Source organism: SAR324 cluster bacterium (assembly GCA_029245725.1).
In the GTDB taxonomy this organism is placed as follows: Bacteria; SAR324; SAR324; order SAR324; family NAC60-12; genus JCVI-SCAAA005.
Genome location: JAQWOT010000358.1, coordinates 23,555 through 47,076, shown reverse-complemented (window position 1 = coordinate 47,076; position 23,522 = coordinate 23,555). Strand labels below are relative to the sequence as shown.

The window sequence follows — 23,522 nt, the reverse complement described above, 5'->3', positions numbered from 1 at the left end:
ATATGATCGTGGTAAGATACTAGTCGACAGTCTACCCCTGCTTCGAAAGCTAGCTCTATCAAGCCAATTGCCCAATCTAGATTTTCGGTGGCAGGTGATTACTTGAGTAGTTGGATGTCCTTTCCATTCCCAATCGGTCACAGAGATTAAAATGGCAAACTACCAAATGATGATGCTTGTGGCTCTCTTTGCCTGCCTCTCAGGTCAGGGATTCTCAATGGACTACAGCATGACCAAGAGACTCGCCGAAGATCGGGAGTGCCGGAGTTGCAACCTGGAAGCTGGAAATTTGGCAGGGGTCCAGTTCATCAATTTTGATCTGAGCAATGCCAACTTAGCAAATGCTCATTTAGAGGGTTCGAATTTGAACAATAGCAATCTGACTGGGGTCAACTTGCAAGGGGCTCACTTGTTCTCAGCGAGTATGAGAGGTTGCAATTTAGAGGGTGCAAATCTATCAGGAGTGGATCTGCAAGGAGCTGATTTATCCGGTAGTTATTTGCCAGGAGCCAATCTTTCTGGATCTGATCTCTCCAACGCAGATTTTACAGGAGTGACTCTCAGGGATGCTGATCTTAGTAATGCAATCCTCAAGGGAACCCTACTGAAAGAAGCAGATCTTTCTGGAGCCAATCTTTCTGGAGCCAACCTTACAGATGCTGATTTGGCGAAGGCCAACCTTTCTCCTGCAACTCTTTTGAGAGCAACGCTTACAAGGACAAATCTCTCAGATACGAATTTGGTGAAGGCGAACTTTGAAGAAGCAAACCTCTTTCACACTAATCTGACTGGGGCAATCGTCACAAATGGACGCTATATTATTCCAGAGCTACGAGCCGCGAAATTATGCTACTCGATCTTGCCGAATGTCCGAAGGTCTTTCAGGGATTGTTGGACAATGGATGTCCGTTGAAGGGAAGTGGATTGTTTGAAGTGATGCTTGCTTTTGGCGAGAACGGGCGCCTTATCGGAGTCGTGGAGAAGCTGGCAGAAGATGTAAGCTCTCCTGCCACAAAATGAGAGATTAAGCGGAATTGACTAATCAGGACTTCTGTTCCAGCAGAGCTACCACAAAGACCATACTCACCAAGCCAGCGCACGCAATCCCCAGCACGAACCCAGTACCTTCTGACATGATTCCTGCCACAATCAGCGACAAGATAACCAAGAGGATACCGACTTTGATGAATCCAAAAAAGAGGTTGTTCAGCCCACTCATAGAAATCTCCTCAAGTGTTCATAATTGCTAATTCGTCAGTGGCTGTTGCACCGACTGTCTACTTAATATCTTATCAAAAGAGATCCTGAATTCAGAGGAGAGCGGGGGGAGGAAAATGATAGAGAGGATTGATGTATTTAAATTGAATGAACAAAATTAGAATTTTAGTCGATATGAAGTTCTTCTGATGAATACATATTCAAGCTAGTTGACGCATTTTATCTAAATGAATTGTAATCACAATATTTCCTCCCAGTGAAGAAGAGTAAAGCACCGATATACTTTAAAAAGTAGAAAAAGCCCTGGTACAGCCAGGTGGACTGGATGAAGAGTGGTCATCCTCCAGCGGTAGTTCAAGTACAATGCTTGTCTTTGGATTTAGTATATTTGTGAAAGAGATGAGCTTACGGGGGGAATTAGCGAAAGGAGTCCGCCTGAAAGTTGGAGACTGTAGTTTTGGAGGACGGATGATGTGAAGGACGAATCGTTAGAGATCATCCCTGAACAAGTGGACTGAAAATCAATCCATTTTTTCAACTATTTGCTGAAATTATCCAGATTCAATCGAGCTTCCTCGTTCAACCCTTGAATGTTCAAATCTATTTGCGAACCGATTTCTGCAAGCCCAGTGTTTTGGGCAGCTTCAGGATGAAGCTGCTGAATCACTCCTCCTTGCTGTAGGAACTTGGCCACTTGATCTTCAATCTCTTCACGAGTTGGCCGCTTGCTCTCAGTTTTACGAGATTGTTTTGGGAGAACCCTGCCAGGAAAGTGAGTCATGGTCGTCACTGTTCAAAAAGTAAGTCTAATTGAGCGGGGTGCTGTTGATAATATTTCTTGCTCAAAACTAGTTTAATGATGTTCCAGAGTCTATTTGATCAGTTGCAGAGGGCTGAGTAAGAAACGACGAACTGCCAAGATCAAATGAAACAAAGTTGGATTGTAGGTGGCGAGCCAGAACAACAAACAGATTTGGGGCTCTTCCTTTCGTCGACCCAGCCATCGGAGCAACAAATCAAACAACTCTGGCGAAAGGCGACCTGCCGAGAAGATCAAATGAACTTTAAGGTCTTCCCAGTCACGAGGTCGAAAAAACATCCGATGTGTCGCGAATTTTTTGGTTGGATTCAAAGGCTGAGAAAATGACATGGTGCTCTCCTTCCCAATGCTGAGAGAGATTCTGTTATCACAGTTCCTCACACCACTTTTGCTAAATGAGTAAGCATCCTATTTTGTGGTTGCGAGAAACCTGATATGACAATGATTTCATGGGCATCCCGCCTGTTACGCCTAGAACCATCTGGTTCCTAATTCTTTGTAAGTCGGACTAGAGTGAGAAGTTCGATTCCCCTAACGGAAGCAAATTCAGGATTAGCTGCCTTCGGGAGGAGCAGAGTCTTCAGAACGTCTCCCCAGATAGTCTGAACAATCCAAAACAAGATTGACCTGTAAGCCCGGTTCAGGATGAAGCAACTCCTGAAATCGTTGCAGAATTGCCTCTACCTCCTTTTCAGTTGCTTCCCCCTGGATACTGAATTGATGTTGATTGTCAGTTCTTTTGTATTGAACAATCATGGGGTGACTGCGAGGAAGAACAATTGATTAGGATTGAAACGCTGGGAGAGACAGTAGTTTGCCCCCAAATTTTTGCCAGCTAAGATTGAGAGCATTTTGAGTAAATTTAGAACAAGCCATTGAATATATATGAAAATTTAATCAGCTTGATTGGACTAATTCAGATTAAAGATTGCTTTGCAGACGGGAAGGAATAGAGGAAACGGTGGGAATTTAGTCAGAGTTGGGGACATTAGGTCTCGGATGAATTAGGGCCTTCCTGGTGGGACTTCTTGTAGATTTCTGCAAGTAACTCTGAAAGTTCTTGATGGTGGGAGTCATCCTTCGGAAGTTGAGCTTGGAGAAACTCAACAGTCTGAGCAACTTTACGCCAGCGGGGCCTTTGAGGCATGGAGGAGGCTGAAAGGTATTGTCTAATTCCGGGTGATCGCCAGACCCCATTAGTCTTATCCAGGTATGCCCCCCAAAGTTTTGATTCCTGAGCCAAAGAAATTTGATCCTTTCCTTGGCAATGTTCCCAGCAATGAACTACTACCTGCATGGTTTGGGCGAGCAGATCTCTCATGGATTTACTCTTTCCATGAACAGCCGGTGGATTTAAATGGCGCAATTGAGCGAGTTCCAGCTGTGAAGAAATTCTTGCTTTCAATTCCGCTTTCTGAATTGGCTTTGTCAGATAGTCGTTTGCACCTGCTTCAAAAGCCTGGGTAAGCTCCTCACTCCGACTCAGTGCAGTCAGGAAGAGAATCGGCAAATCCTCCTTGGCAAATCGTTGGCGAAGAGTTGTACAGAGCTCAATGCCGTCCATTCCATCCATCATCAAGTCCAGTAACACCAAGTCAAATTCTGAGGTTTGACTCATCAACTCCAGAGCTTCCTGACCAGAGCTACAACAGGTAAAGGTCCAGTCAGTCTCAGTGAGCATCCCTGTTAGGATGTGCAGATTTACGGGATCATCATCGACGATCAAAATGGAAATACTCCCACTGGTCTTTAAATTTGGTGTGACTTTTGGCAGAAAAGAAATTTCATCACTGGATTTTTCATTGGTCCCCTCCTCCATCAAAGGGATTTGGGTGGGTTGCGCCAGTGGCAGAGAGAACCAGAAACACGCCCCACCCAGAGGAGAAGACTCTACTCCGATTTGGCCTCCATGTTCCTCAATGATTTCTTTCGAGATTGAAAGGCCTAGGCCGATGCCTTCCGTCACAGCTGAGTTCTGTTGTTCGAAGGCTTCGAAGATCATTTTACGATCATCATCATGAACACCTGGTCCTGAATCATGAATCTCGGTTCGCAAACTCTCATCATCTGTTGCAGATCGAATTTGAATTCGTCCTTGTGAGGTAAATTTACAGGCATTGTAAAGGAGGTTTAGCAAAACCTGTTCGATCCTTGATGGGTCCGCATGAACTGGGAGGACAAACTCAGAAACCTGATTTTCGACGCGGAGTTTTTTGGTAGAAAATTGGACGTTGATCAGGTCAACCGCAGAGCGCACAAGAGGCTGTAGGTAGCATAGCTCTGGATGCAGTGTTAATCGATGTTCTACTAGTGCTGCCTGGTCCAGTAGATTATTGATGAGCAGATTCAAACGCCTTCCACTTTGGATCATCAAATGGAGTGTTTCAGACATCTGCTGCATGCCTCGCTGACGAGCTTCCAGGAACATATTTTCTGCGAGTCCCATGATACCATGCAAAGGTGTTTTCAATTCATGAGAGGTGTTTGCCAGAAATTGATTTTTGAAGCGTTCAGTCGCCTGCATTTGCTTCAACAATTGTTCTTGAACTCTCTGGCGTTCCTGAACATTCTGAGGAACTCGAAATGCCAATGCAATTGAGAAAAGGAGGGATTCTGAAAAAGCGCCCAATTCCATCACTAAGTAGACAGAAGTGGGAAACTCCAGAAATCCCATGGCATTTTGGGTTCCTATCAAAGTAGATACGCATAGGATTCCCCAGCCCAGGGAATAGAAAAGGGCGTTCTTATCTCCAGTTCTCCAAGCCCTGTAAGGAATCAGCAGAAATAGGGTGGAAATGGCTGAGAGGATCATGAAGACTCCAAATGCTTGATTGGGCTCGAACCAAGCCACTAGGAATGAGATTCCAAGTATGCAGAGCACAGCGGATCTGATGATCTTGTGCAAAATTGGATGTTTCTTTTTTAGCTCTAGGACTTTTGAAAAGAAAAGTAATACAGTGATGATTGACAATCCAACAACATAGATGCGTACCCAGTTGAACCAATCGAGGCTTGGAAAGTCAGTGATCCACCATCCCTTAGTTAGCATGCGGTGGAAGGTGAAAAAAAGTAGATGCAGGCCGTAGAATAGGTAGGTTCTATCGCGAAGAAAAAAGAAGAACAAAAGACTGAAAAATGCGTTACAACCAATCGCTCCCCAGCTAACACTCAGTAGATTGTATTTATCAGTGAAATGCTCTCTAAGAGCCTCTGGTTTCCAAAGTGAAATTTCTGCTCGTAGAATCAGGTTGGGTTCCAGACGCAGGTAGTAATCTGTTTGCTGATTAGCATCTGCTGATATTGAAGTGTTCTTCAGATCCCAGGTCGTTCCTCCCTCCTTGACAAGCTGTCGGGCTGATTTCTTGAAAACTAAGAAACTCTCTCCAGTCGGCTTTATCCCATAGAGTTCAAGTGATCCGTAGATGTTATCAATACTGAATATTAGGGGGATGGAATTGGCGGTGGTATTAGCGACACTGAAACGCAACCAATAGACCGAGTTCGTAATTCCCTGATTAAAAACCATTTCTCCGTTGGGCTGAAAGCGCTGCTGATTTTCAGCACCCAGCACTTGCTCAAACGACATCGATCCTGAGGGATCTTCAAGGAACTCCAATTCGGAGCGAAGATGGATTGACTCAAACCCAGCATTGAGCTCGCTGGGTGACTTCGCCCAGCTGGAAACACCTGAGAGAATATTCCCGACTAAAATCAGAATCCAAATTGTGAATGAGTATCTGTGAAGCATGGTCAGCAAAAGGAATCAAAGCAGTTGACTTTTGAAATCAGCACCATAGGTTTTTCAATAAAATAAAAAAAGATATTTTTTTGGAATTACGCTTTTCACACTTTTAAATTTTCATTAAATTTATCAATAACTTAATTAAAATCTACTCAATGTGCTCTCAAACTTTGCTGGTAAATAATCAACTAGAGACTAACGTACCGCCCATAGGTTGAGAGTCCGGAGTTTTCAGGAAAGGATGCCTATATTATGAAGATTCGGAGCCAAGCAGTGGAACCGAGAAAATCTTCATGACTATCTTGCTCAAACGGGGAGTGATTCACTCTCTACTGATTCTCACGCCCAGAGAATTTGCTACGTGTCTCTCTGGGTGCTGAGGCTTATCTTTGTTTGCATAGTTCTACAACGACCTCGGGTGAGGGTCTTGTCTTAGCCCAATCCTCTCATCTCAGGGCACAGTCAGGTTTTAAAGTCACTTTTCCTGGCTGTACCAACCGATCCCAAATCATCTCCTGTTCTCTAGTTCCTACTCATCATCTTGCTGACACTGACAAAGAACTGGATTAATTTGCTCAGATCATCCATCAAAAGGATCGGTCTGGACAAACTTCTTGTCAGTACTCGCAATTAGCGAGCACTTTCGTTGTTTCAAAGGATTGATTCAATTCTCAGGTTTTTGGAACACGGCCCTCACTTCAAGATCGATGTCATCGGTATCCCTCGAGCAAGCTCATCAATTTCTACGAAGTCATCTCTCAGCTGAGCCTCAACAGCTTACGATGATCGGGGAGGGCGCTTGGTCTCGTTGTTTTGGATACCTTGTTGGAGACCGGGAATATGTGATCCGCTTTGGGCATTACATCGAAGATTTTCAAAAGGACAGCTGGGCGGCTAGATTTAGCTCAGCACAGCTCCCTATTCCCGAGGTATTTGAGGTGGGGGAGGCGCTGGATGGCTACTTTGCTATCTCTCGCAGAGCACATGGTATTCATCTTGAGAATGTGGACCCTGAGGTTTGGCAGGGCGTGATTCCAGATTTGGTCAATGTACTAGAAGCTTTGCGGACTGCTGATCTCAAAGAGACCACTGGAGTGGGGCATTGGGACAAAGATGGCACCGCCAATTGTGCTACTTGGAGGGAGCATCTGCTCACTGTTGTTGAAGACAAGCCGATCCAACGCACTCATGGTTGGCGTCGCAAACTGGAACAGAATTCTCCTTCAGGAATGGATGCTTTTGAGCGAGGGTTGGATAAGTTGAAGAATTTTGCCTTAACAGATGTCCCTCGTTCTTTGCTGCATTGTGATTTGATGAATCGTAATGTCCTAGTTGATGACGAACACATCAACGCAGTCTTTGATTGGGGATGTGGACGTTTGGGAGACCACCTCTACGATTTGGCCTGGTTTGAGTTCTGGGCCTCCTGGCACACAAATCTTGATGTTCCCCTTCTTCGAAAGGCTCTGGAAAATCACTGGATTCAAGTTGGCTATGCGCCAACAAATCTACAAGAACGACTTAACACTTGCTATCTGCACATTGGTTTGGATCATATTGCATACAATGCACATGCAGAAAATTGGCTGGTTTTAAAGGAAACAGCTGATCAGATGTGCGAACTTGTCAACATGTAGGAATTCGAATTCGGTCACCTCAACATTGACCTTAGCTTGCTTCACTCACTCAATTGATAACCACGCTACCGAAAAAAAGCCCAAGCAACTTAGTTTCGCTTTAAACTACAATTTAACCCCATGATCCCCCCCACATCTGCTGAAAATCCTATAGAACAAACTGCGGAAGATATTTGGAATTTTGCCATTGGCTCCAACATGCATCCCGACAAGTTACAGGGACGAGCCAATCTGGTAATCAAGGAGAGTTTCCCCGCTAAGCTCAAAGGTTGGCGTCTCGCTTTCAATTTGCAGGGAATTTCGTGGTTAGAACCATCAATGGCAGGTGTCGAACCTGATCCAGAGGAAACAGTGCATGGGGTGCTGATCCGGCTGTGTGCTGAGGATTTCGCAAAGCTTGTACAAAGTGAGGGTGGAGACCAAAGTTATACGCGTGAAGCTGTGGAAGTGGAGACCTATTGCGGAAAAGTCCAAAAGGCTTTTGTATTCAGAGCACTGGAGGCTAGAAAATTGCCCCAGGACCGTCCACCTACCCTGCGCTATCTCGAATTGATTCGAACCGGTGCCCGCCTGAATGGGCTTGATCCAGAATATATTGAGAAGCTTGATGCTCTGCCACATTATCAAAAAGGACCAATCACAAACCTGATTTCCAAGCTCCTGTTCGACATGGCGATGTGTTTTGGTTGTCTTGGGGTACCAAAACTGATGGTCTTTCTTTTTCGGTCCTTGCGCTGGATTGATGAGAGTTGGCTGCCCAACCTTGCCAAGGGTTTACTCTATGCGGTTGTGTTGACACCTGCACTGGGCCTAGCTTCTGTGTTGAGGATGCGTCACCTCTTTCCAAAAGAACCCAAGTAAGTCTAAATCAATTTGTCTTCCATATTTCATATTAAATTTTTTTAATAAAAATTACTTAAATTATTTGAATAAATTAGATAAAATATATATCACATACGATGTATTTACAGGGAAGATTATCGATTTCTATGGAATACGAAAAGACCACTGGCAGCAATGATCAATGAGCCGAGAATTGTGTTAATTGAAGGTGTTTCCCCCAAAATTAGATAGGCGCTGGATGCCCCGAAAATAATGATGGAATAGCGTACTGGAGAAGTAACGGAAATTGGAGCCAGACGAATGGTTAGCACAGCCATCAAATAACCCACCGTCAACATGCAGGCTGAACCCATCAAATAAGGGATTGCATTGAAATTCAGCGATGTTTCCCAAAAGAAAGCGAGAATCCCACCTACCAGAGTGGTCATTAGAGAGGTCACTAAGACGACCTCTATTCCTCGATACTGAGGTGCCATCCGTTTTGTGAGCAACTCGCGCAGGACCAGAAGAGTTGTGGCCAATAGAGGCAGAAGATAGGCAACTTGAAAACCAAGATCATCTGGCCACATCACGATCAAGACACCACTGAAACCCAGTATAACTGCCAACCAACTCTTCCAATGAACCTTTTCCTTGAGCAAAAAAGAACCTGAAGCTGTGATCATCAGTGGAGCCGAGAGCATGATCGTGTAGACATCAGAGAGTGGCAGCAGCAGGATTGAAGCAAAAAAAGCTCCGGTCAAAAGCACTTCAACACACCCACGAAGGTGCATGTCATTCAGGGCAAATAAATTTTTTGGAGAAAACTGCCTTTGACCGATTAACCAACCAGTTGTCATCGTACAGACCAGTAACCCCCGTAGGAAAAGTAGTAGAAAGATACTCTGCTGATCACTGTGCAACCCCACACTGTACTTGATAAGCGCATCATTGATTGAAAAACATAATTGTCCCAGCAGCATCGCCAGGATTCCAGGAAGATAGGACGGAGTTGTCCCAGCAGGATTCATAGTTGATTTCAATAAAGGGAGCGAGTTACACGTAAAATCTAGGAAGTGCTCAGATGCTGGGAATGGAAAGAGAAGAAAGAAATTTGTTCAGTAACTTGAAACGGGTTTTTGATCTTGAAAGAAATCATACAATTGTCACACAACCGCCCAGCTTTTTTCCTGCTGAGGCAATCTGGCCCCTCATCGAAGCAGAAAACAAGTTGCCTTCTACGCAGATCATTTTCAAATTACTAGAGTGAGCCATGAAGTGAATCAGCAATTCACCAACATCGTCTCCCAGTTGACATTCCACCAGTCCGATTTCATTCACATCATGTGGGAGACTGGACAGCAACGCTTGAACTCCGCCTGTTTCAATACCCGGATTGTAACTGACACTGAAAGAATTCAATGGTAAGTCACCTTGTTGCTGAATCGAAGTAAAAGCGTTTGCCAACAGCTGTGCATCAGAAATATCTAGATTAGCGCTGCGAAGATGCAGATTAAACGTCTCACCACTACCAGATTGCTTTTCCAGTCGCTGTGCGGCGGAGAGACAAACAGGCTTATGGGTTTGACGCAATGCCTGAATCAATGGGTGCAATGGACTTTGGGGAGTGTTTTGAAGCCCATCAGCCGAGACCTTCTGCTGAGATGATAATGCATAGACCCCGATCAAAAGCCCCAAGGACTGAAACAGCTTACGTCGAATGATATTCATATTCCTCTTCAGGTTTGATCACACTCAAGGTCTGCAGGAATTGAAAATTTGAGACTGTCAATTCTTTCAACAACCTTTGATTGCCGTTCTTCCATCGGGCATGACGGTATTGCAGAATCTAGCTCCATACAGATTTGCTCCGTATAGATCCGCATCGTAAAGATTTGTTGCATATAGATTTGCACGACTGAGATTTGCCCCAACAAGATTCGCGTCACTGAGATCAGCAAACATAAGAGCTGCACCTCGTAGATTGGCTCCCTGCAGGTTTGCCTCGCTGAGGTCCGCTCCTCTCAGATTCATGCCGATTAGGTTTGCCTGAGAGAGATCACAATCTGAGCACTCATTAGTCCTCAGTAATTGATCCAAGTCTTCACGATCGTAGGCGAAGATCTGGAATGAACACATCCACAGAATAAGAATTACAGAGAGAAGATTTCGCAAAAATCTGTTCCTCATTGATTCCTCGATTGACTGAAGTTGCGCATGGTTGACCGCTCATCATTGATGATGCACAAGCATTCTACAATCTTTTACAGAATCCAATATTTTTTCCAAAATTTTTGGAACTGCTTGTCAGGTGGAGTTCACCCTATAGCTCAGACTTTAGAACAGCTGAGCCTTTGGGGGTGTTCAAATGCAAGCATAGAGCAGGGTTGCCCCGGGTGATGTTGATTTCCGGTGGAGTACCCAATTTCTGAAGAATATTCTCGATGCTGGAGGGGCTGGGATGAGTAATTTCCAGATGTATCAACTGTACTGGACTCGGGTTGAGCCGATGGCCGGGATTTCTTCCACCCGGCCATTGAATCAGCACAGGCAATAGGCCACCTTCAGCCAAGCCACCATCTTTAGGAACGGTAATCTGCCATTCCAAGTCACCACGGGACATAGTAATCACCTCGCAAGGTTCGTAGCCACAGTTCTTTCTGGCTTCATGGATATCTTCCACTTGCAGCACCCAACAAAGGGGATGAACTCCTTTAATAAGTTGGAGTTTTGTCTTTGGGTCATCCATTGAAAACCACCTTATCCGTTGCGGTAACGCAGCTGGATTTGCAGCAATCACTTCAAGGTAGATATCAGCTTGGAGCCGAAGGAGCCGATCATGTGTCCCCATCACAGGATGCTCTCCTCCAACATCAAAAGGCACTCCGAAATCGGACTCCAAAGCTTGGGTTGCAGAACTCAGATCTTCCGCACCAAGCACCAAGTGATCAATTTTTGAAGTCATGATTTCCAAGGGACTTTGAAACTAAAGCAGGTGGTGTGTTGGTTTATTTCCGCTTGAATTCGACACCGAGAACTTTTTCGTAGATCTTGATGATCGCACTCTTGGGCTCATCTCCTAGACCATCAGCAAGTGCATTCTGGTAGCTACTGATCATCGCATTCATCAACGGTGTTAGGGCCTGCTTTTCGGTGGCAACTTTCTGCATGTTGAGAATGTCTTTATAAGCGCCAGCCAACGGAAAATCTCCCTCAAATTCCCTGGCTAGCATCCGTGGGATGAAGTGATCTCCTGCAAAACTGCGCGAACTCGCCGATGTGACAACCTGTTCCAGAGCATCAACGGAGATGCCTCCGGTAACCGCCAAGGGGAGGATCTCGCATAAAGCAACAATATTGATGTTGTAAATGATATTGTTGACCGCTTTCATCAACTGTCCAGAACCCACCTCCCCACAATAGACAATGTTCTTTCCGAGTAATTCGAGGAGTGGAGACACTTGCTCAAATAGAGTCTGTGATCCCCCAAACATCAGCGTTAGTTTTCCTTCCCGAGCTCTTGCAGGTAATCCGGATACCGGGCAATCAGCGTATTGGATTGCTTTGTGGGCAAGCTGACCATGGAACTGGAGAGCTTCACTTCGTTCGAGAGTCGAAGTGTCGATGATGGAGAGCTCTGCATTGACATTGTCAATCAATCCGTTCGGTCCGAACAGGACTTCATCAACTTCTTTTGCGGATGGTAAGCACAGGAAAATCAGAGAGCAGCTCTGCGCAATTTCACTAAGATTCTGGCAGCAAATAGCGGTGGTGTCAGCAAATCTAGCCATTGCAGAAGCAGACTGATCATGAACATAGATAGTCTGACCAGCAGTGGTGAGGTTAGATGTCATTCCACTACCCATTTGCCCAAGTCCTACAAAGCCGATCTTCGGATGAGTCACTTCAAGCGTCTTTACTTAGAAGATTCATTGGGATGATTGCAGTGAAAGCAACTTACAGAATACCTACTGTCATAGAAGCCAGCCCTCTAGTCAGTGATCAATACATAGCGCCCAAGTGCTTTGCCTTCCCGTAGCTCCTGGATCGCTTGAGGGGCCTCTTTCAGGGGTCTTCTAACCAGTGGTACAGGTTTCACCTTTCCTTCCCGAATGAGCTGAAGTAACTCGACAAGATCTTGTTGCGTTCCTACGAAGGATCCAAGGATGTTGTTCACCTTGAGAGGAAACAAGGAAGTAGAGAGTTGCGCAGCGCCACCGTACAAGCCGACCAACACCAAACTGGCTCCTTTAGCCATAACACCAAAGGCAAACTCCACGGTTGCAGGGGCTCCCACAAAATCAATGGCTGCATTCGGTCCACCATTGGTCAGTGCACTCAACTCTTCTCGTGCAGAGGGATCAGAGTTGTCCAAGACAACATCGGCACCAGCTTCAAGCGCGGCGGCTCGTTTGGCTGGATCAATCTCTGCCACAATGATCTTGGCTTTGACGACTGCCTTAGCCATTCCAATTCCAGCAAGACCAACTCCGCCAGCACCGACAATAAGGAGGGATTCATCTGAACGGAGATGTCTTACTTTCTTCAAGGCGCTGTAGGCCGTGATTCCAGAGCAGGCTGCCGTGGCGGCAACTGCTTCGTCGACACCGTCATACGGAACTAGGTACTTTGGATGAGGCACGATCAGGTACTCTGCATAACCACCATTCCTGCGGGTTCCGATTGTAATTGGGTTCATGCAGATCAACTCCTGGTCCCGCTTACAGACATCACACTGACCACATCCAATCCACGGATAAGCGATCCGCTTCTCACCGATGGAAACTCCTGTTGCTCTAGGTCCCAACCCAGCGACCTCCCCAAGTGGCTCATGTCCCAGGGTGAAGGGTAATTTCAGTCCACGATCTTCCAGGGTCACTTTTTTTCCACCACCTAGGTCGAAGAATCCATCCCAGATGTGAATATCCGAGTGACAAACCCCACAAGCAGTCACCTTCAGCAGCACCTCGGTGCCCTTTGGTTTGGGAGTCTCCACTTCTCTTTCTTCAAGGGGCTGACCCCATTGGGTGATTTGGTAAGCTTTCATGTACGATCTCCGGTAGATGATGTGGAAATTCCCTTGCAATGTAACCTGGCTTTTTAGAGGTACCAATTGCAGCCAACCCAATTCCCACAAAAAACACTCCCATCACTCCTTCTCGACTCCAACGGTCTGCCAGCCAGCCTGCAGGTAAGGGAATTCACCGAAAGCGATGAGCCCTGGAGTTGCGTATGGAATCAGTTCGGAATACCCCAACTTCCACTCCTTGGTGAGCACCAGTGCAGCCACACTGGCGAAGATCAACATGAAGAGATGATCAAGAAAGTGCCCCACATTGAGAAAGAAGAAGTGCTTACGGTCTTCCAAGGTTGATGAATCAGGTGAAAGATATATCGGTGGCTGCTGGCTTACAAAGACAGGTCAATCCATCAGTTATGCTGAATAGAGTTAGTTCATTTTTTCAAAAAAAGCATTAGGCATCTTGCAGCAGAAAATAGTAGAGAAGCAGTGCACATGGTTCTCTAACTACCTTTTTTGGGAAGCACAGATTAGAGAACAATGATGATCAAGACAGTATCTTTGATTTGACAAAGGGAGTTGTGGGAAAAGCCTTGGCTGAAATTCAGTTCAACCCATCTCTGCGGAATCACAATTTTTGTGGAAGTGGGAGTGCTGAATTCATGAAAATGGTTGGATTCGCAAATGCTCTGTAGGTTTTTAAAAGCTCAAGATATGCTGGAACTGTTTGGTGCTTGATCCGTAACCCATCATTCTGCGCATCCAAAGAGGTTCCTATGCTAGAAGCTGCCATTGCATTTGTGACGGAGTACGCAATTTCCGTAGTGGTTGGTGTGATCATTATCGCCTTCTTCATTGCCAAGGTCCGAGTCCGCAAGAGCGAGTATCACCAGGGTCGGTTAGAATAATTTTTTCAAAGAGGAACACTATGCGAAAAAAAGAAGATCGAAGAGTTGAAGACGTACCGGTGGAGGAAGATCGTCGGGTCATGGAGCGCAGGTCTCCAGAAAACAGAAAGAAACCGCACTTCAAGCGCAAGGGCAAGGGACCAGACCGTCGCGTTCAGGACGTTCCCGTAGAAGATGATCGACGTTTGGGCGCTCGTAGACACTGTGAGGCAGAACCTACAAAGCCAGCGGCAGAGTGAACAATTGGACTGATTCTCTGAAGCCCCCGAACTTGGGAAAGTGAATGAAAAGAAAATTTAGTTGGTACTGTGAACCTCCCGAGTGGTCCCACACTCCGGAACAATTGTCTGTGGTGACGGGTCTCAAAACAGATTTTTGGCAATCCACCTTCTATGGATTTCAGCGAGACAACGGGCATTTCTACCAGACGGAGGTGGCGGGAGATTTCTCAGCAGAGGTCTTGATCAATGGCTATTACGAGGAGCTATATGATCAGGCTGGCTTGATGATGCGTGTCGATGCTCACAACTGGATCAAGACGGGGATTGAATTCACCGATGGGATCCAGCACTTCAGCACAGTGATCACGCGAGACGGTTTTTCGGATTGGTCGGTCATTCCGTTGGGAGTTCGGGTTGAACCAATTCGATTGCGGCTGACGCGCCACTCAGAAGCTCTCAGGATTCAGTATCACCAAGGAGGCCAATGGCAAATGTCACGATTGGGATACCTCTCAATGCCTTCTTCCGTGATGATTGGTCCGATGTGTTGCTCTCCAGAGCGAGCCGGACTCAAGGTGGACTTTGATAATCTGGTGATTGGTCCACCGATTGAGCGAACGCTGCATGAGGAGTGAGTATTCAGTTTCAGATAAAACTTAGATGCATTGAAAGTTAATGAATTTTTTCAAAACCCGAACCCTCTTGTCAAAGTCTTTCCAAGTCATTCTCTAGCTAGCTTTTGAAAGGCTATTTCCAGCATAACAGGCTACACCTTCTCATGTTGATGAATGATATCCTCGATTGTTCTACACATCCCACACACTGCCACCGAAATTCCTGCGGATATGTGAGGCACGTTCCTGCTTTTGGATCAAGAACTTCAGGCTGAGTTAGATCAAATCATGGATCATGCGACAGACCTGATTTTTCAACAGGCATTTCCAGAAGCACCAGCTGTGGTTTTTCCTGTCAGTCGGCTTGTCGTCGATCCGGAGCGATTCTGTGATGATTTAGAAGAGCCAATGAACCGGGTTGGGATGGGGGTTCTCTACACCCAAGGGACCTTACGTCAACTCATTCGTGAGAAGCCCAGTCCTACAGTACGTCAACAGCTGCTGAATCAGTACTATCACCCTCATCACAAAAAATTGACCGAAACGGTGGATCGAGTTATGGAGGAACAGAATCGCTGCCTGATCATCGATGAACACAGTTTCCCCTCGAAGGCTCTACCCTACAAGATGAACCCCAAGGCAACTCGACCCAACTTTTGTTTAGGAACCGATGACTTCCATACTTCACCAGAGTTGTTGGAAGCGGTCGAAGCAGAGCTGCAGCGCCTGGGCTATTCTACAGCGCGCAATGAGCCATTCAGTGGAACAATCGTCCCACTAAAGCACTATCGAAAGGATCAACGAGTCCAATCACTGATGATTGAGATCAACCGTAAGCTTTATTTGAATGAAGATTATTCGGTTGACCCTGTAGGCTTGCGGAAAGTCGTCACAGCGTTGGCTTCTGTCAGAGCCAATTTGGCGAAGAAAGAGTTCTTTGCATGTTAGGAAACCCTCCTTAGTAATCAGCTCGCAGCGGATTTTAAACGCTTTCCTGAACCAGTTGTTCTCATCACAGGGCTGGAGTGATAATCAGAAGACGCCTCGAACGATTTCGATGAGTTCGGAGATGATTCGTGACATCGAGTATAAAATGATGATTCTGCCAAATTGTCAGATCACCTTCCCCTTTAGTGGGGTAAAAGAGCATGACCATTGCGGAGGGAATGTCGAGGGCTTCGCTGTCTTTTCTTCGCTGGCGAAATAAGATGAGGATGGTGGCGGCTGCTACGAGTAGAAATATCCAGATAACATAGGTGCTCCTGCTCCTTTTATGCCTCCTGCATATGATTTTGAATGTATAACCTAGGTAAAAAACTGTTTGAAGAAGCCTGCCCCGCCGAGCTTTTCTCAACTCTGTCATGATCGGGTATGTTTCCTCAGTTGGTTCTATTAAGACGCCCAACATAAGAAGGTCGTTGAGTCAACCCAACCAACTCCAGCAAGCGGTCCGAAGAAAGCTCTCACTTCAAGGAAGAAGGATTGGCTTGGAGGGTGTGTGGTACGAAATTGTCAGGGAAGGAATGGCTGCTGAAACAACCAAGCTATCAGGAACTGATACTACACGATTGCTCAGCCGGTCACGTAGTAGATGAAGATAGCGAATTTGAAGATCATAAAACCGAGGACACCAAAGATGCCAAGCAGCAATCCGATCGCTCCCAGAAACTCAAAACGTGGAGATCTGCGCTTGCGTCGACTGGGCGTAGGTTCCTTGGGTCCAAAAGGATCAAACTCACCTTGACGTACCTCTACCAGAATGTGAGGCCCTATCACAGGATGAAGGGAGGCCAGGGAAACAGGCAAAACTCAGACAAACTCAATTCACTGGATCTCAATTAGTGGAAATCATAGGAAGGAACTGTAACTAAACAACTTGGTTGCTTTTCTGAGTATGAGTTTTCTGGTAGCAACTAGTCCCAGAGACTCTGAATGACTTTCATTTGATTCATCAAATGAAACTCGATGTTATGTGTAGTAGCTATTTCAAATAGTTCGGGCCCAAAATCCTTACCATCAATGAAATGATGGTGTAAGCCATCTTCAGTCCTGTAAATCTCAAAAAGAGTAAAAATAGTACTGCCTGTAGTTTCGGGAAATTTTCCTTCGTGCCAAGCGCCTGAAAGTTCATATTCTGGACTTTCTGAGATTGTGTACTGAATCAGTTCTAGAGGGCCTTGTTGATAACTTTTTTCACGCATGTAGGTGTAATGAAATTCAAAAAAATCTCTTAAGGCTTGTACACCCTCTGCTGTAGGCACTTTCTAAACAATGCATACCGTGGATGTTCCGTCTAGAGCGTTTGCCATTTGTGTTTTCTCCAAATCTTGTTGCTTTAGAAATACAGTGACTGATTAGTCTAGTCGCAGTAATCAAAAAACCTTTGATGTTACCCACATCAGGGATGCAATCAATTTGATTCTCGTCAGTCCCAAAGACTATGAATAACTTTCAACTGGTTGAAAGTTAAAAGCTCTATTTTATAAGTTGTAATCAATTCGTCAAATTCAGGTATAAATTCAGATGATTCAATATAATGGTGGTGCAGGCCATCCTCAGTTTCGTAAATTTCATTTAGAGTGAATATGGTTCTTCCGGTTTTTTCAGGCCATTTGCCCTCAAAAAACTCATCATCACGAACCCACTCTGGACCTTCAGAGATGTAGTAGTGAATAAGTTTTAAGGGCCCATGTTGATGGCTCTTAATCCCCATAAAGTTTGCATGCCCTTCGAAAAAAAGTCTCACAGCTTCCACACCCTCTTGAGTTGGCACCCAAAAAACAAAGGTGACGGAAGATTTTCCTACCCATGCATTTGACATATGCAGCTCCATGCAATTTTAGAAATTACAGATCATTGTGATTACTCAAATTCTTTTGCTAACCAAGAGGTGCAAAAAAAGTTGGCAGAGTATCATTCAACAGGTTGGAAAAATGCAAGAAGTAAGTTGTGGAATTAGTGGAATCTCTGTTGCTAATGCTAAGATTCCTTCAGGAACATTTTCATGGTAAACTAGCGAACACAAAGATTGTGATGGGAACTCAATTTAAGTTAAAGGGGGATTAAGCTTTGCTGAGTTCCCCCATGTGCAAAAAAAAGCCTCCTTTAGATTTGAATGGCAGCGGCTGCTAACTGGCTGTCGTCATGTATGTTGAACTCCACCTGCAATCCATCTTTGACAACGAAATGATGAATAGATCGAGATTCCAGATTAGTGGCTGTCAACTTCAAGAAAACAACGACATCTGACTCGTTGGAGACGACTTTTTGAATTTCTAGATTGAAGCCAGGCCAAGCAGTATTGAGTTTCGATAAAATGCCTTCGTGAAAAGCATCAAAACCGATGTAGACCCCAGACAGAGCATGATTGCCATTAACGGTGATCTTACACTCCGGATGATAAATACTTCCTAAAGCTTTCATATCTCCTTGGACATAGGAGGCATAACCTCCCAAGACGATTTCTTCAGCCGTCATCTTTCTGCTCCTGATTTGAAAACAAGTGTTTGCTTCGTTTCATTGATTTGGTGCTTGATAGGCGGAAACCACTTTGTTGGCAGTCTCCATTGCAGCTGTCATCGACTTGGAGTCAATAACCTCCTTGGCATCTATGGAAGTAAAGGTTCCCGTTGACATTGTTACCATCTCTAGAGCCGCCATGTTTTCTGCATTGCCCTCCAAAATTCCAACAATTTCTGCGCTGCTGATACTGAAGTAAATATTGTGCATCTTCACACCCATGGCATTGAAGAGCTTGTTAGCGGCAGCTTCCCGATCTTGAGGAGTGTCAACCATACCTTTGAAAGCGGCATTGCTATACTTTGCACTGAAAAAATAGAGAGACATAAGTTTTTCCTTCTGTTGTTGAGGCGCTATTGAGAAGACAAATCAATATGTGAGTGATGTTGGGGATACATTCTGAAAGTAAAGGCCTGCATCCCGAGGAGGTTTTACATTGTACGAATCACAGGCGCTGCCAATAAACCGCTGACCATATAGGTTTGTACCAAGTCGATGAATTCTGCAAAAAGAGCTTCTCGAGCTTGGCCAGCTGCCATGTGTGCTGCACAACCCTCAGGGCCCCGATAAACTTCATGTAGTCCAAATAGGGTATGTCCTGTGGTGCCCTCATCTGGGTTCAACGGATTTTTCAGCTCAGGGCATTTTGTGATGTTATAAACCAAGACACGTGGTTCTGTATCACCTTCAGTGAAATGGGTCTCTCGCATAAACCTCTCATGAGCTTCAAAAAACACATCAAGCCTTGAGGCCTCTTCATCAGGTGCTCTGAAAACTAAATGAAAAGCGTGACAATCTTTATTGATATCCATCTGAATCTCCTTGAAAAAGTGATAATTACTTGGGAAGAGGGAGACACCAACGTGCTATTCACTGATTAGGACAACACGTCTCACTCATTTATTCTAAAGATCAATCAGAAGGTAGGAAAAAGCAAAGCAATCTTTGGGAGTTCTAGAAATTTTCTGATCTTTTGGTTGAATGACTATCTTCTCTTTTGGCCGAACAGCTTTTGGAAAGAAGTCGTTGGAGGAATAGATTTAGAACTTTATGGATTAACCAGCTATATAATTTATGAACAACACTGCTTGAAAGATCAGAAAGCCAAGGACACCAAAGATGCCAAGCAGTAATCCGATCGCTCCCAGAAACTCAAAACGTGGAGGTCTGCGCTTTCGTGGACCGGGCGTAGGTTCCTTGGGTCCAAAAGGATCATATTCACCTTGACGTATTTCCTCTGGATTGCAAAACCATTTCAATCGAGTTAATAGCTCTAGGTACATGGATCAGAGTGCTAAGGTCAATTTGAGGATCGATTTGCTGTATGAACAGTAATATCGTGGGGTGATTTTGCTGACTCTTCAATTCAAAACCTCACCAAAGTACCGATATAGCGAAATGCGGACACCTCAACTATCACTAAAACAAACAGATCGAATTATCTACCTTGCATGGCAGGATCGGATCACTTTTGAAGAAATCAAGAAAGAGACTGGTCTCTCCGAGGCTGAGGTCATCAAGGTGATGCGGAGATCGTTGAGGCCCTCTTCCTTCAAACTTTGGAGGAAGAGGGTCTCCGGAAGAACGACCAAGCATCAGAAGCTGAATCTGGAGAAACGAAATTCTGCTTCAGAAGAGGAAAGCGAATGAATCAACAAAAAATTGTTTGTTAGATTCAGGCGAGTGATTGGGATCCAATTGACCAGACCCTAATTGTAAGTAGGTCGCTTACGCAGTTGGGGCTGGTTGAAGAAAATAGACGCTGTGTTCTAGACCCATTTCTTCCTCCATCTGCTTGAATTCAGGTGTTGACATCAACTGCTGCATTTTCTCGGGTGCAAACACATCGGCACTGACCACCGCTGTTTGGTCATCCACTTTGCCGACAATGGTTTCCCTCATAAAGTCAGACTGCATTTCGGCGTCAGCGTCGAAGGCCTTCTTCCAATCATCATAAGTACAGTTCTTCATTGTCAGCACAATCATCGTATTTAGCATTTCCAGTCCTCTGCATTAATAATTATTTTTTCAACCTATCGGTTGTTTAATTGATTAGAACCAAATAAAGCTGGCTCAGCTTGAGTAGTCTGATTTCAGGAGACCAGAGCTACTCAATCCTCTAAAACAATGACTTGGAGTGATGATGGATCTACCCAACTTCATCGACGTAATTAGGATTCTTTGCCAAAAATTGTTTGCCTGATTCTGCAGACTCCATTTCTTTAACAATGAAGACTCACCTACTCTTTACCTGATAGCCATATTCTAGAAAAAAGATTCCAGATTCTTCTCTGGCTTTCTTGTGATGCTCACTTTCAATTACACTTTTCCAGTGCTCATAGCCCTTCGTCAGTTTGATACTGGCAATGATTTTCATTCTGTTCCATCTGACATGTGTAACTGAGATGCCAACTTACGGTAGCTAGAATATAGAAATTTAATATCAACCAGATGATAGTCAAGAGGCAAATGGTCTTTTCAGGTGGGCTAGCTTTGATAAGCTGCTCAAAAAGGGATTAGGTTGATGCGAGATGTCCTAGTAAAGAAAGTGTCTGAACGGAAAAAGGATTTGTTGAATTTATGAAAAACTATCCTATGTTTAGAGAATTCCTGAATTGAACGTCTCAATTGGAAACTGTAACCAAGGCTAGAGAGTGCTAGGTTATCGACAGATTAGATTCGTACTCTGGAACTACCACAAATAAACTAAGGACAGCACATGAAGACGGTTCAGTGGGGCATCATTGGTCCCGGTTCAATCGCAGCTAATTTTGCACAAGGCTTAGCGGAGTGTGATCATGGAACGCTTTGCGCCATAGCTAGTCGTGATGCGGAACGCTGCAAGGCCTTTGGAGAGGGCTTTTCGGTACCATCTGAAGGTTGGTTTAACAGCTACGATGACCTCTTGGTCGCGCCCCAGGTTGAGGCGGTCTACATTGCTACACCGCATCCGTTTCATGCAGAGTTGGTGATTCGAGCTCTGCGAGCTGGCAAGCATGTAGTCGTTGAAAAGCCAGCTGGCCTGATCCCCGGAGAGGTCGTCGCCATGACTGATGTTGCCAAGGGAACCGGACGCTTCTTCATGGAAGGCTTCATGTACCGCTGCCATCCCCAGATTGAGCGCTTAGTAGAATTGATTGGAAGTGGTGAGATTGGGAAAGTTCAACACATTGAGGCGAGTTTTGGTTTTGCTTCGACCTACAATCCTGCATCACGTCTGGATAATCCTGAGCTGGCTGGAGGAGCGATTCTTGATGTGGGTGTCTATCCAGTTTCCTTCGCTCGGCTGGTCGCTGGAGCAGCCCAAGGGGTGTCATTTGCTGAGCCAATTGAGATCCAGGGGATCGGTTCCCTTGGTCAGCTGGGTGTTGACGAAACGGCCCACGCGCTCCTCAAGTTTGATCAAGACATCACTGCCAGTTGTGCTACATCAATCCGAAGAGCCATGGACAATTCGGCAACTGTAATCGGTAGCAAGGGACGTATCCACCTGCCGAATCCCTGGATACCTGGACGTGATGCCGGTCCTTCAGATGCGATCATTGAGATTGAAGTAGCTGGTGAGAAGCGCGTGGAGCAGCTTAAGGATCCTCGGATTCTTTTTGCTCATGAAGCGGAACTAGCCAGCTGTGCCATCCTTGATGGACTAACGGAAGCCCCAAGCCCAGCACCAAATCTATCGGACAGTGTGGGTAATGCTCGTGTCATTGCAACATGGCGGGAAGCCACCGGTTACAAACTCCATGGAGAGAATCCATCTCACATTCGAAGCCTGAACGGTACTCTGCCATCGAATCTTCCTGCGATTCCACGCGTTGGAATTCCTGGCATGACTGGAGAAATCAGCGCCTTGATCATGGGCTGTGACAACCGAGACACCCTTGATGAAGGTGCGATCGTCTGGGACGCGTGGTGGGAGGCTGGTGGAAATGGCTTTGATTCCGGTTTCATCTATGGAGGTGGTGTCCATGAAACGGTGCTGGGGCAATGGATGGCGGCCCGTGGAATCACAAAGGAAGCACGTGTTGTCGTCAAGGGTGTGCACAGTCCGTACTGCCTTCCAGATGTGATTGCAACCCAGTTAGCCATTTCCCTAGAACGCTTACAGATCGAACGAGCCCCTATTTATATCATGCATCGCGACAATCCTGATGTGCCTGTGGATGAGTTCGTAGATGCTTTGAATGCTCTCCACGCCAAGGGGCTGATTGAGACCTTTGGTGGTTCAAACTGGTCAGTGGCCCGCTTCAAAGAAGCCAACGCCTATGCCGCTTCAAAGGGGCTGCAACCTCTGAAAATCCTAAACAATAACCTGTCGCTTGCAGTGATGGAAAAGCCAGTCTGGGATGGTTGCATTACCTCCAACACGCCAGAGATGCTGGGCTTTTTGAGGGAGACTGGCACGACACACCTGTCCTGGTCCTCGCAGGCGAGAGGTTATTTTCTGCAACCGGGTCAAGGCACCGCCCTGTCACCGGATACGACTGGGGATGCCTGTTTCTCTTCTGAAGCCAACGCAGAGCGTCGCAGGCGCGCAACTCAACTCGCAGCAGAGCGTGGAGTAAAGGCCCAAAACATTGCGACTGCCTGGGTGTTGGGTCAGCAGTTCCCATCGCTGGCGCTCATTGGACCTCGCAGTCCCAGTGAGATTGCCACGACCTTACCGGCGATGACAGTACCCCTGAGTACCTCAGAGACTGCCTGGTTGAACCTTGAGCGTAGTGAGCGCTAGGAGACTGCAGAGAGTATTGAGCTGATTCGGCAGTCTTACGATGTTCTAGGAAAAGGGAGGATGAACAGCCTCAATGGGAGGTGCTTCTGGGGCTGTAAGTGGAGAGGTTGTCTGAACCCAACCAGGGTATCGTAGCAAGGGAAGGAGCATTATTGATTGGCCACAGAGATTCGGGCATGAAAGCAAAACCCGCTGGCACGGTTGTTCTCCATTTACCTGCACGCTGCAGGTCGTGCTCAGAACGTGGCTCGACCTCAGTTGGTTTCAGA

31 protein-coding genes are annotated in these 23,522 nt (G+C 45.8%); 10 read left to right on the top strand and 21 right to left on the bottom strand.

Features of this window, described 5'->3' with window-relative positions; translation table 11 throughout:
• Positions 1 to 151: 151 nt before the first annotated feature.
• Entirely contained in the window at positions 152 to 913 is a 762-nt protein-coding gene (locus tag P8O70_19910) for a pentapeptide repeat-containing protein (GenBank protein MDG2199106.1), read from the top strand.
• Between the two features lie 129 nt (positions 914 to 1,042).
• On the opposite strand, the gene P8O70_19905 is transcribed toward P8O70_19910, so the two are convergent.
• From P8O70_19905 to P8O70_19885, 5 genes are all read right to left on the bottom strand, one after another.
• The gene (locus tag P8O70_19905; GenBank protein ID MDG2199105.1) at positions 1,043 to 1,219 is read right to left on the bottom strand and encodes a hypothetical protein; all 177 of its coding nucleotides are present in this window, start codon (positions 1,217 to 1,219) and stop codon (positions 1,043 to 1,045) included.
• Positions 1,220 to 1,756: 537 nt separating this feature from the next.
• Positions 1,757 to 1,999: a hypothetical protein gene (locus P8O70_19900; protein ID MDG2199104.1), complete on the bottom strand. Its 243-nt coding sequence runs from the start codon at positions 1,997 to 1,999 to the stop codon at positions 1,757 to 1,759.
• Between the two features lie 90 nt (positions 2,000 to 2,089).
• The gene (locus P8O70_19895) at positions 2,090 to 2,368 is read right to left on the bottom strand and encodes a hypothetical protein (GenBank protein ID MDG2199103.1); all 279 of its coding nucleotides are present in this window, start codon (positions 2,366 to 2,368) and stop codon (positions 2,090 to 2,092) included.
• Between the two features lie 222 nt (positions 2,369 to 2,590).
• Positions 2,591 to 2,794: a hypothetical protein gene (locus P8O70_19890; GenBank protein ID MDG2199102.1), complete on the bottom strand. Its 204-nt coding sequence runs from the start codon at positions 2,792 to 2,794 to the stop codon at positions 2,591 to 2,593.
• Positions 2,795 to 3,026: 232 nt separating this feature from the next.
• Positions 3,027 to 5,786 carry a response regulator gene (locus P8O70_19885; GenBank protein ID MDG2199101.1) on the bottom strand — a complete coding sequence of 920 codons (2,760 nt, stop codon included), beginning with the start codon at positions 5,784 to 5,786 and terminating at the stop codon, positions 3,027 to 3,029.
• Positions 5,787 to 6,487: 701 nt separating this feature from the next.
• On the opposite strand from P8O70_19885, the gene P8O70_19880 reads away from it, so the two are divergent.
• Together P8O70_19880 and P8O70_19875 are read left to right on the top strand one after the other, a co-directional pair.
• A complete protein-coding gene (locus P8O70_19880) occupies positions 6,488 to 7,417 on the top strand; it encodes an aminoglycoside phosphotransferase family protein (protein ID MDG2199100.1) in 930 nt (309 codons plus the stop codon).
• Between the two features lie 120 nt (positions 7,418 to 7,537).
• Entirely contained in the window at positions 7,538 to 8,278 is a 741-nt protein-coding gene (locus tag P8O70_19875) for a gamma-glutamylcyclotransferase (GenBank protein MDG2199099.1), read from the top strand.
• Between the two features lie 116 nt (positions 8,279 to 8,394).
• On the opposite strand, the gene P8O70_19870 is transcribed toward P8O70_19875, so the two are convergent.
• From P8O70_19870 to P8O70_19840, 7 genes are all read right to left on the bottom strand, one after another.
• The gene (locus tag P8O70_19870; protein ID MDG2199098.1) at positions 8,395 to 9,270 is read right to left on the bottom strand and encodes a DMT family transporter; all 876 of its coding nucleotides are present in this window, start codon (positions 9,268 to 9,270) and stop codon (positions 8,395 to 8,397) included.
• Between the two features lie 124 nt (positions 9,271 to 9,394).
• Positions 9,395 to 9,970 carry a hypothetical protein gene (locus tag P8O70_19865; protein ID MDG2199097.1) on the bottom strand — a complete coding sequence of 192 codons (576 nt, stop codon included), beginning with the start codon at positions 9,968 to 9,970 and terminating at the stop codon, positions 9,395 to 9,397.
• Between the two features lie 66 nt (positions 9,971 to 10,036).
• A complete protein-coding gene (locus P8O70_19860) occupies positions 10,037 to 10,429 on the bottom strand; it encodes a pentapeptide repeat-containing protein (protein MDG2199096.1) in 393 nt (130 codons plus the stop codon).
• Positions 10,430 to 10,562: 133 nt separating this feature from the next.
• Entirely contained in the window at positions 10,563 to 11,204 is a 642-nt protein-coding gene (locus P8O70_19855; protein ID MDG2199095.1) for a VOC family protein, read from the bottom strand.
• 43 nt (positions 11,205 to 11,247) lie between these two features.
• Positions 11,248 to 12,144 (bottom strand): NAD(P)-dependent oxidoreductase, encoded by an 897-nt coding sequence (locus P8O70_19850; protein MDG2199094.1) that lies wholly within the window; start codon positions 12,142 to 12,144, stop codon positions 11,248 to 11,250.
• 86 nt (positions 12,145 to 12,230) lie between these two features.
• Positions 12,231 to 13,286, bottom strand: coding sequence for an alcohol dehydrogenase (locus P8O70_19845; GenBank protein MDG2199093.1), 1,056 nt, complete (start codon positions 13,284 to 13,286; stop codon positions 12,231 to 12,233).
• A 102-nt stretch (positions 13,287 to 13,388) separates the two neighbouring features.
• A complete protein-coding gene (locus P8O70_19840; GenBank protein MDG2199092.1) occupies positions 13,389 to 13,607 on the bottom strand; it encodes a hypothetical protein in 219 nt (72 codons plus the stop codon).
• Between the two features lie 428 nt (positions 13,608 to 14,035).
• Here P8O70_19840 and P8O70_19835 point away from each other — a divergent pair, with 428 nt between their 5' ends.
• The 5 genes from P8O70_19835 to P8O70_19815 all read left to right on the top strand — a co-directional run bounded on the left by P8O70_19835 (position 14,036) and on the right by P8O70_19815 (position 16,597).
• Positions 14,036 to 14,167: a hypothetical protein gene (locus P8O70_19835; protein ID MDG2199091.1), complete on the top strand. Its 132-nt coding sequence runs from the start codon at positions 14,036 to 14,038 to the stop codon at positions 14,165 to 14,167.
• Between the two features lie 20 nt (positions 14,168 to 14,187).
• Complete coding sequence (locus P8O70_19830; protein ID MDG2199090.1) at positions 14,188 to 14,406, top strand: hypothetical protein; 219 nt, start codon at positions 14,188 to 14,190, stop codon at positions 14,404 to 14,406.
• Between the two features lie 44 nt (positions 14,407 to 14,450).
• On the top strand, positions 14,451 to 15,023 hold the full coding sequence (locus P8O70_19825; protein MDG2199089.1) for a DUF1349 domain-containing protein: 573 nt from the start codon (positions 14,451 to 14,453) through the stop codon (positions 15,021 to 15,023).
• Between the two features lie 231 nt (positions 15,024 to 15,254).
• Positions 15,255 to 15,950 (top strand): N-formylglutamate amidohydrolase, encoded by a 696-nt coding sequence (locus P8O70_19820; GenBank protein ID MDG2199088.1) that lies wholly within the window; start codon positions 15,255 to 15,257, stop codon positions 15,948 to 15,950.
• A 470-nt stretch (positions 15,951 to 16,420) separates the two neighbouring features.
• On the top strand, positions 16,421 to 16,597 hold the full coding sequence (locus tag P8O70_19815; protein MDG2199087.1) for a hypothetical protein: 177 nt from the start codon (positions 16,421 to 16,423) through the stop codon (positions 16,595 to 16,597).
• On the opposite strand, the gene P8O70_19810 is transcribed toward P8O70_19815, so the two are convergent.
• From P8O70_19810 to P8O70_19780, 7 genes are all read right to left on the bottom strand, one after another.
• Complete coding sequence (locus P8O70_19810) at positions 16,575 to 16,808, bottom strand: hypothetical protein (GenBank protein ID MDG2199086.1); 234 nt, start codon at positions 16,806 to 16,808, stop codon at positions 16,575 to 16,577. The genes P8O70_19815 and P8O70_19810 overlap by 23 nt on opposite strands.
• 107 nt (positions 16,809 to 16,915) lie before the next feature.
• Positions 16,916 to 17,263 carry a hypothetical protein gene (locus tag P8O70_19805; GenBank protein MDG2199085.1) on the bottom strand — a complete coding sequence of 116 codons (348 nt, stop codon included), beginning with the start codon at positions 17,261 to 17,263 and terminating at the stop codon, positions 16,916 to 16,918.
• 164 nt (positions 17,264 to 17,427) lie between these two features.
• The gene (locus P8O70_19800) at positions 17,428 to 17,823 is read right to left on the bottom strand and encodes a hypothetical protein (protein MDG2199084.1); all 396 of its coding nucleotides are present in this window, start codon (positions 17,821 to 17,823) and stop codon (positions 17,428 to 17,430) included.
• Between the two features lie 284 nt (positions 17,824 to 18,107).
• Positions 18,108 to 18,479 (bottom strand): nuclear transport factor 2 family protein, encoded by a 372-nt coding sequence (locus P8O70_19795; GenBank protein MDG2199083.1) that lies wholly within the window; start codon positions 18,477 to 18,479, stop codon positions 18,108 to 18,110.
• Between the two features lie 39 nt (positions 18,480 to 18,518).
• Positions 18,519 to 18,848, bottom strand: a complete 330-nt coding sequence (locus tag P8O70_19790; protein ID MDG2199082.1) for a GYD domain-containing protein — start codon at positions 18,846 to 18,848, stop codon at positions 18,519 to 18,521.
• A 104-nt stretch (positions 18,849 to 18,952) separates the two neighbouring features.
• The gene (locus tag P8O70_19785) at positions 18,953 to 19,333 is read right to left on the bottom strand and encodes a hypothetical protein (GenBank protein ID MDG2199081.1); all 381 of its coding nucleotides are present in this window, start codon (positions 19,331 to 19,333) and stop codon (positions 18,953 to 18,955) included.
• 243 nt (positions 19,334 to 19,576) lie between these two features.
• A complete protein-coding gene (locus P8O70_19780) occupies positions 19,577 to 19,804 on the bottom strand; it encodes a hypothetical protein (GenBank protein MDG2199080.1) in 228 nt (75 codons plus the stop codon).
• A 115-nt stretch (positions 19,805 to 19,919) separates the two neighbouring features.
• Here P8O70_19780 and P8O70_19775 point away from each other — a divergent pair, with 115 nt between their 5' ends.
• The gene (locus P8O70_19775) at positions 19,920 to 20,171 is read left to right on the top strand and encodes a TIGR03643 family protein (protein MDG2199079.1); all 252 of its coding nucleotides are present in this window, start codon (positions 19,920 to 19,922) and stop codon (positions 20,169 to 20,171) included.
• Between the two features lie 78 nt (positions 20,172 to 20,249).
• On the opposite strand, the gene P8O70_19770 is transcribed toward P8O70_19775, so the two are convergent.
• Together P8O70_19770 and P8O70_19765 are read right to left on the bottom strand one after the other, a co-directional pair.
• Positions 20,250 to 20,519 carry a hypothetical protein gene (locus P8O70_19770; GenBank protein ID MDG2199078.1) on the bottom strand — a complete coding sequence of 90 codons (270 nt, stop codon included), beginning with the start codon at positions 20,517 to 20,519 and terminating at the stop codon, positions 20,250 to 20,252.
• 238 nt (positions 20,520 to 20,757) lie between these two features.
• The gene (locus tag P8O70_19765; GenBank protein MDG2199077.1) at positions 20,758 to 20,898 is read right to left on the bottom strand and encodes a hypothetical protein; all 141 of its coding nucleotides are present in this window, start codon (positions 20,896 to 20,898) and stop codon (positions 20,758 to 20,760) included.
• Positions 20,899 to 21,240: 342 nt separating this feature from the next.
• On the opposite strand from P8O70_19765, the gene P8O70_19760 reads away from it, so the two are divergent.
• Positions 21,241 to 23,253 carry an aldo/keto reductase gene (locus P8O70_19760; GenBank protein ID MDG2199076.1) on the top strand — a complete coding sequence of 671 codons (2,013 nt, stop codon included), beginning with the start codon at positions 21,241 to 21,243 and terminating at the stop codon, positions 23,251 to 23,253.
• Positions 23,254 to 23,522: the final 269 nt, after the last annotated feature.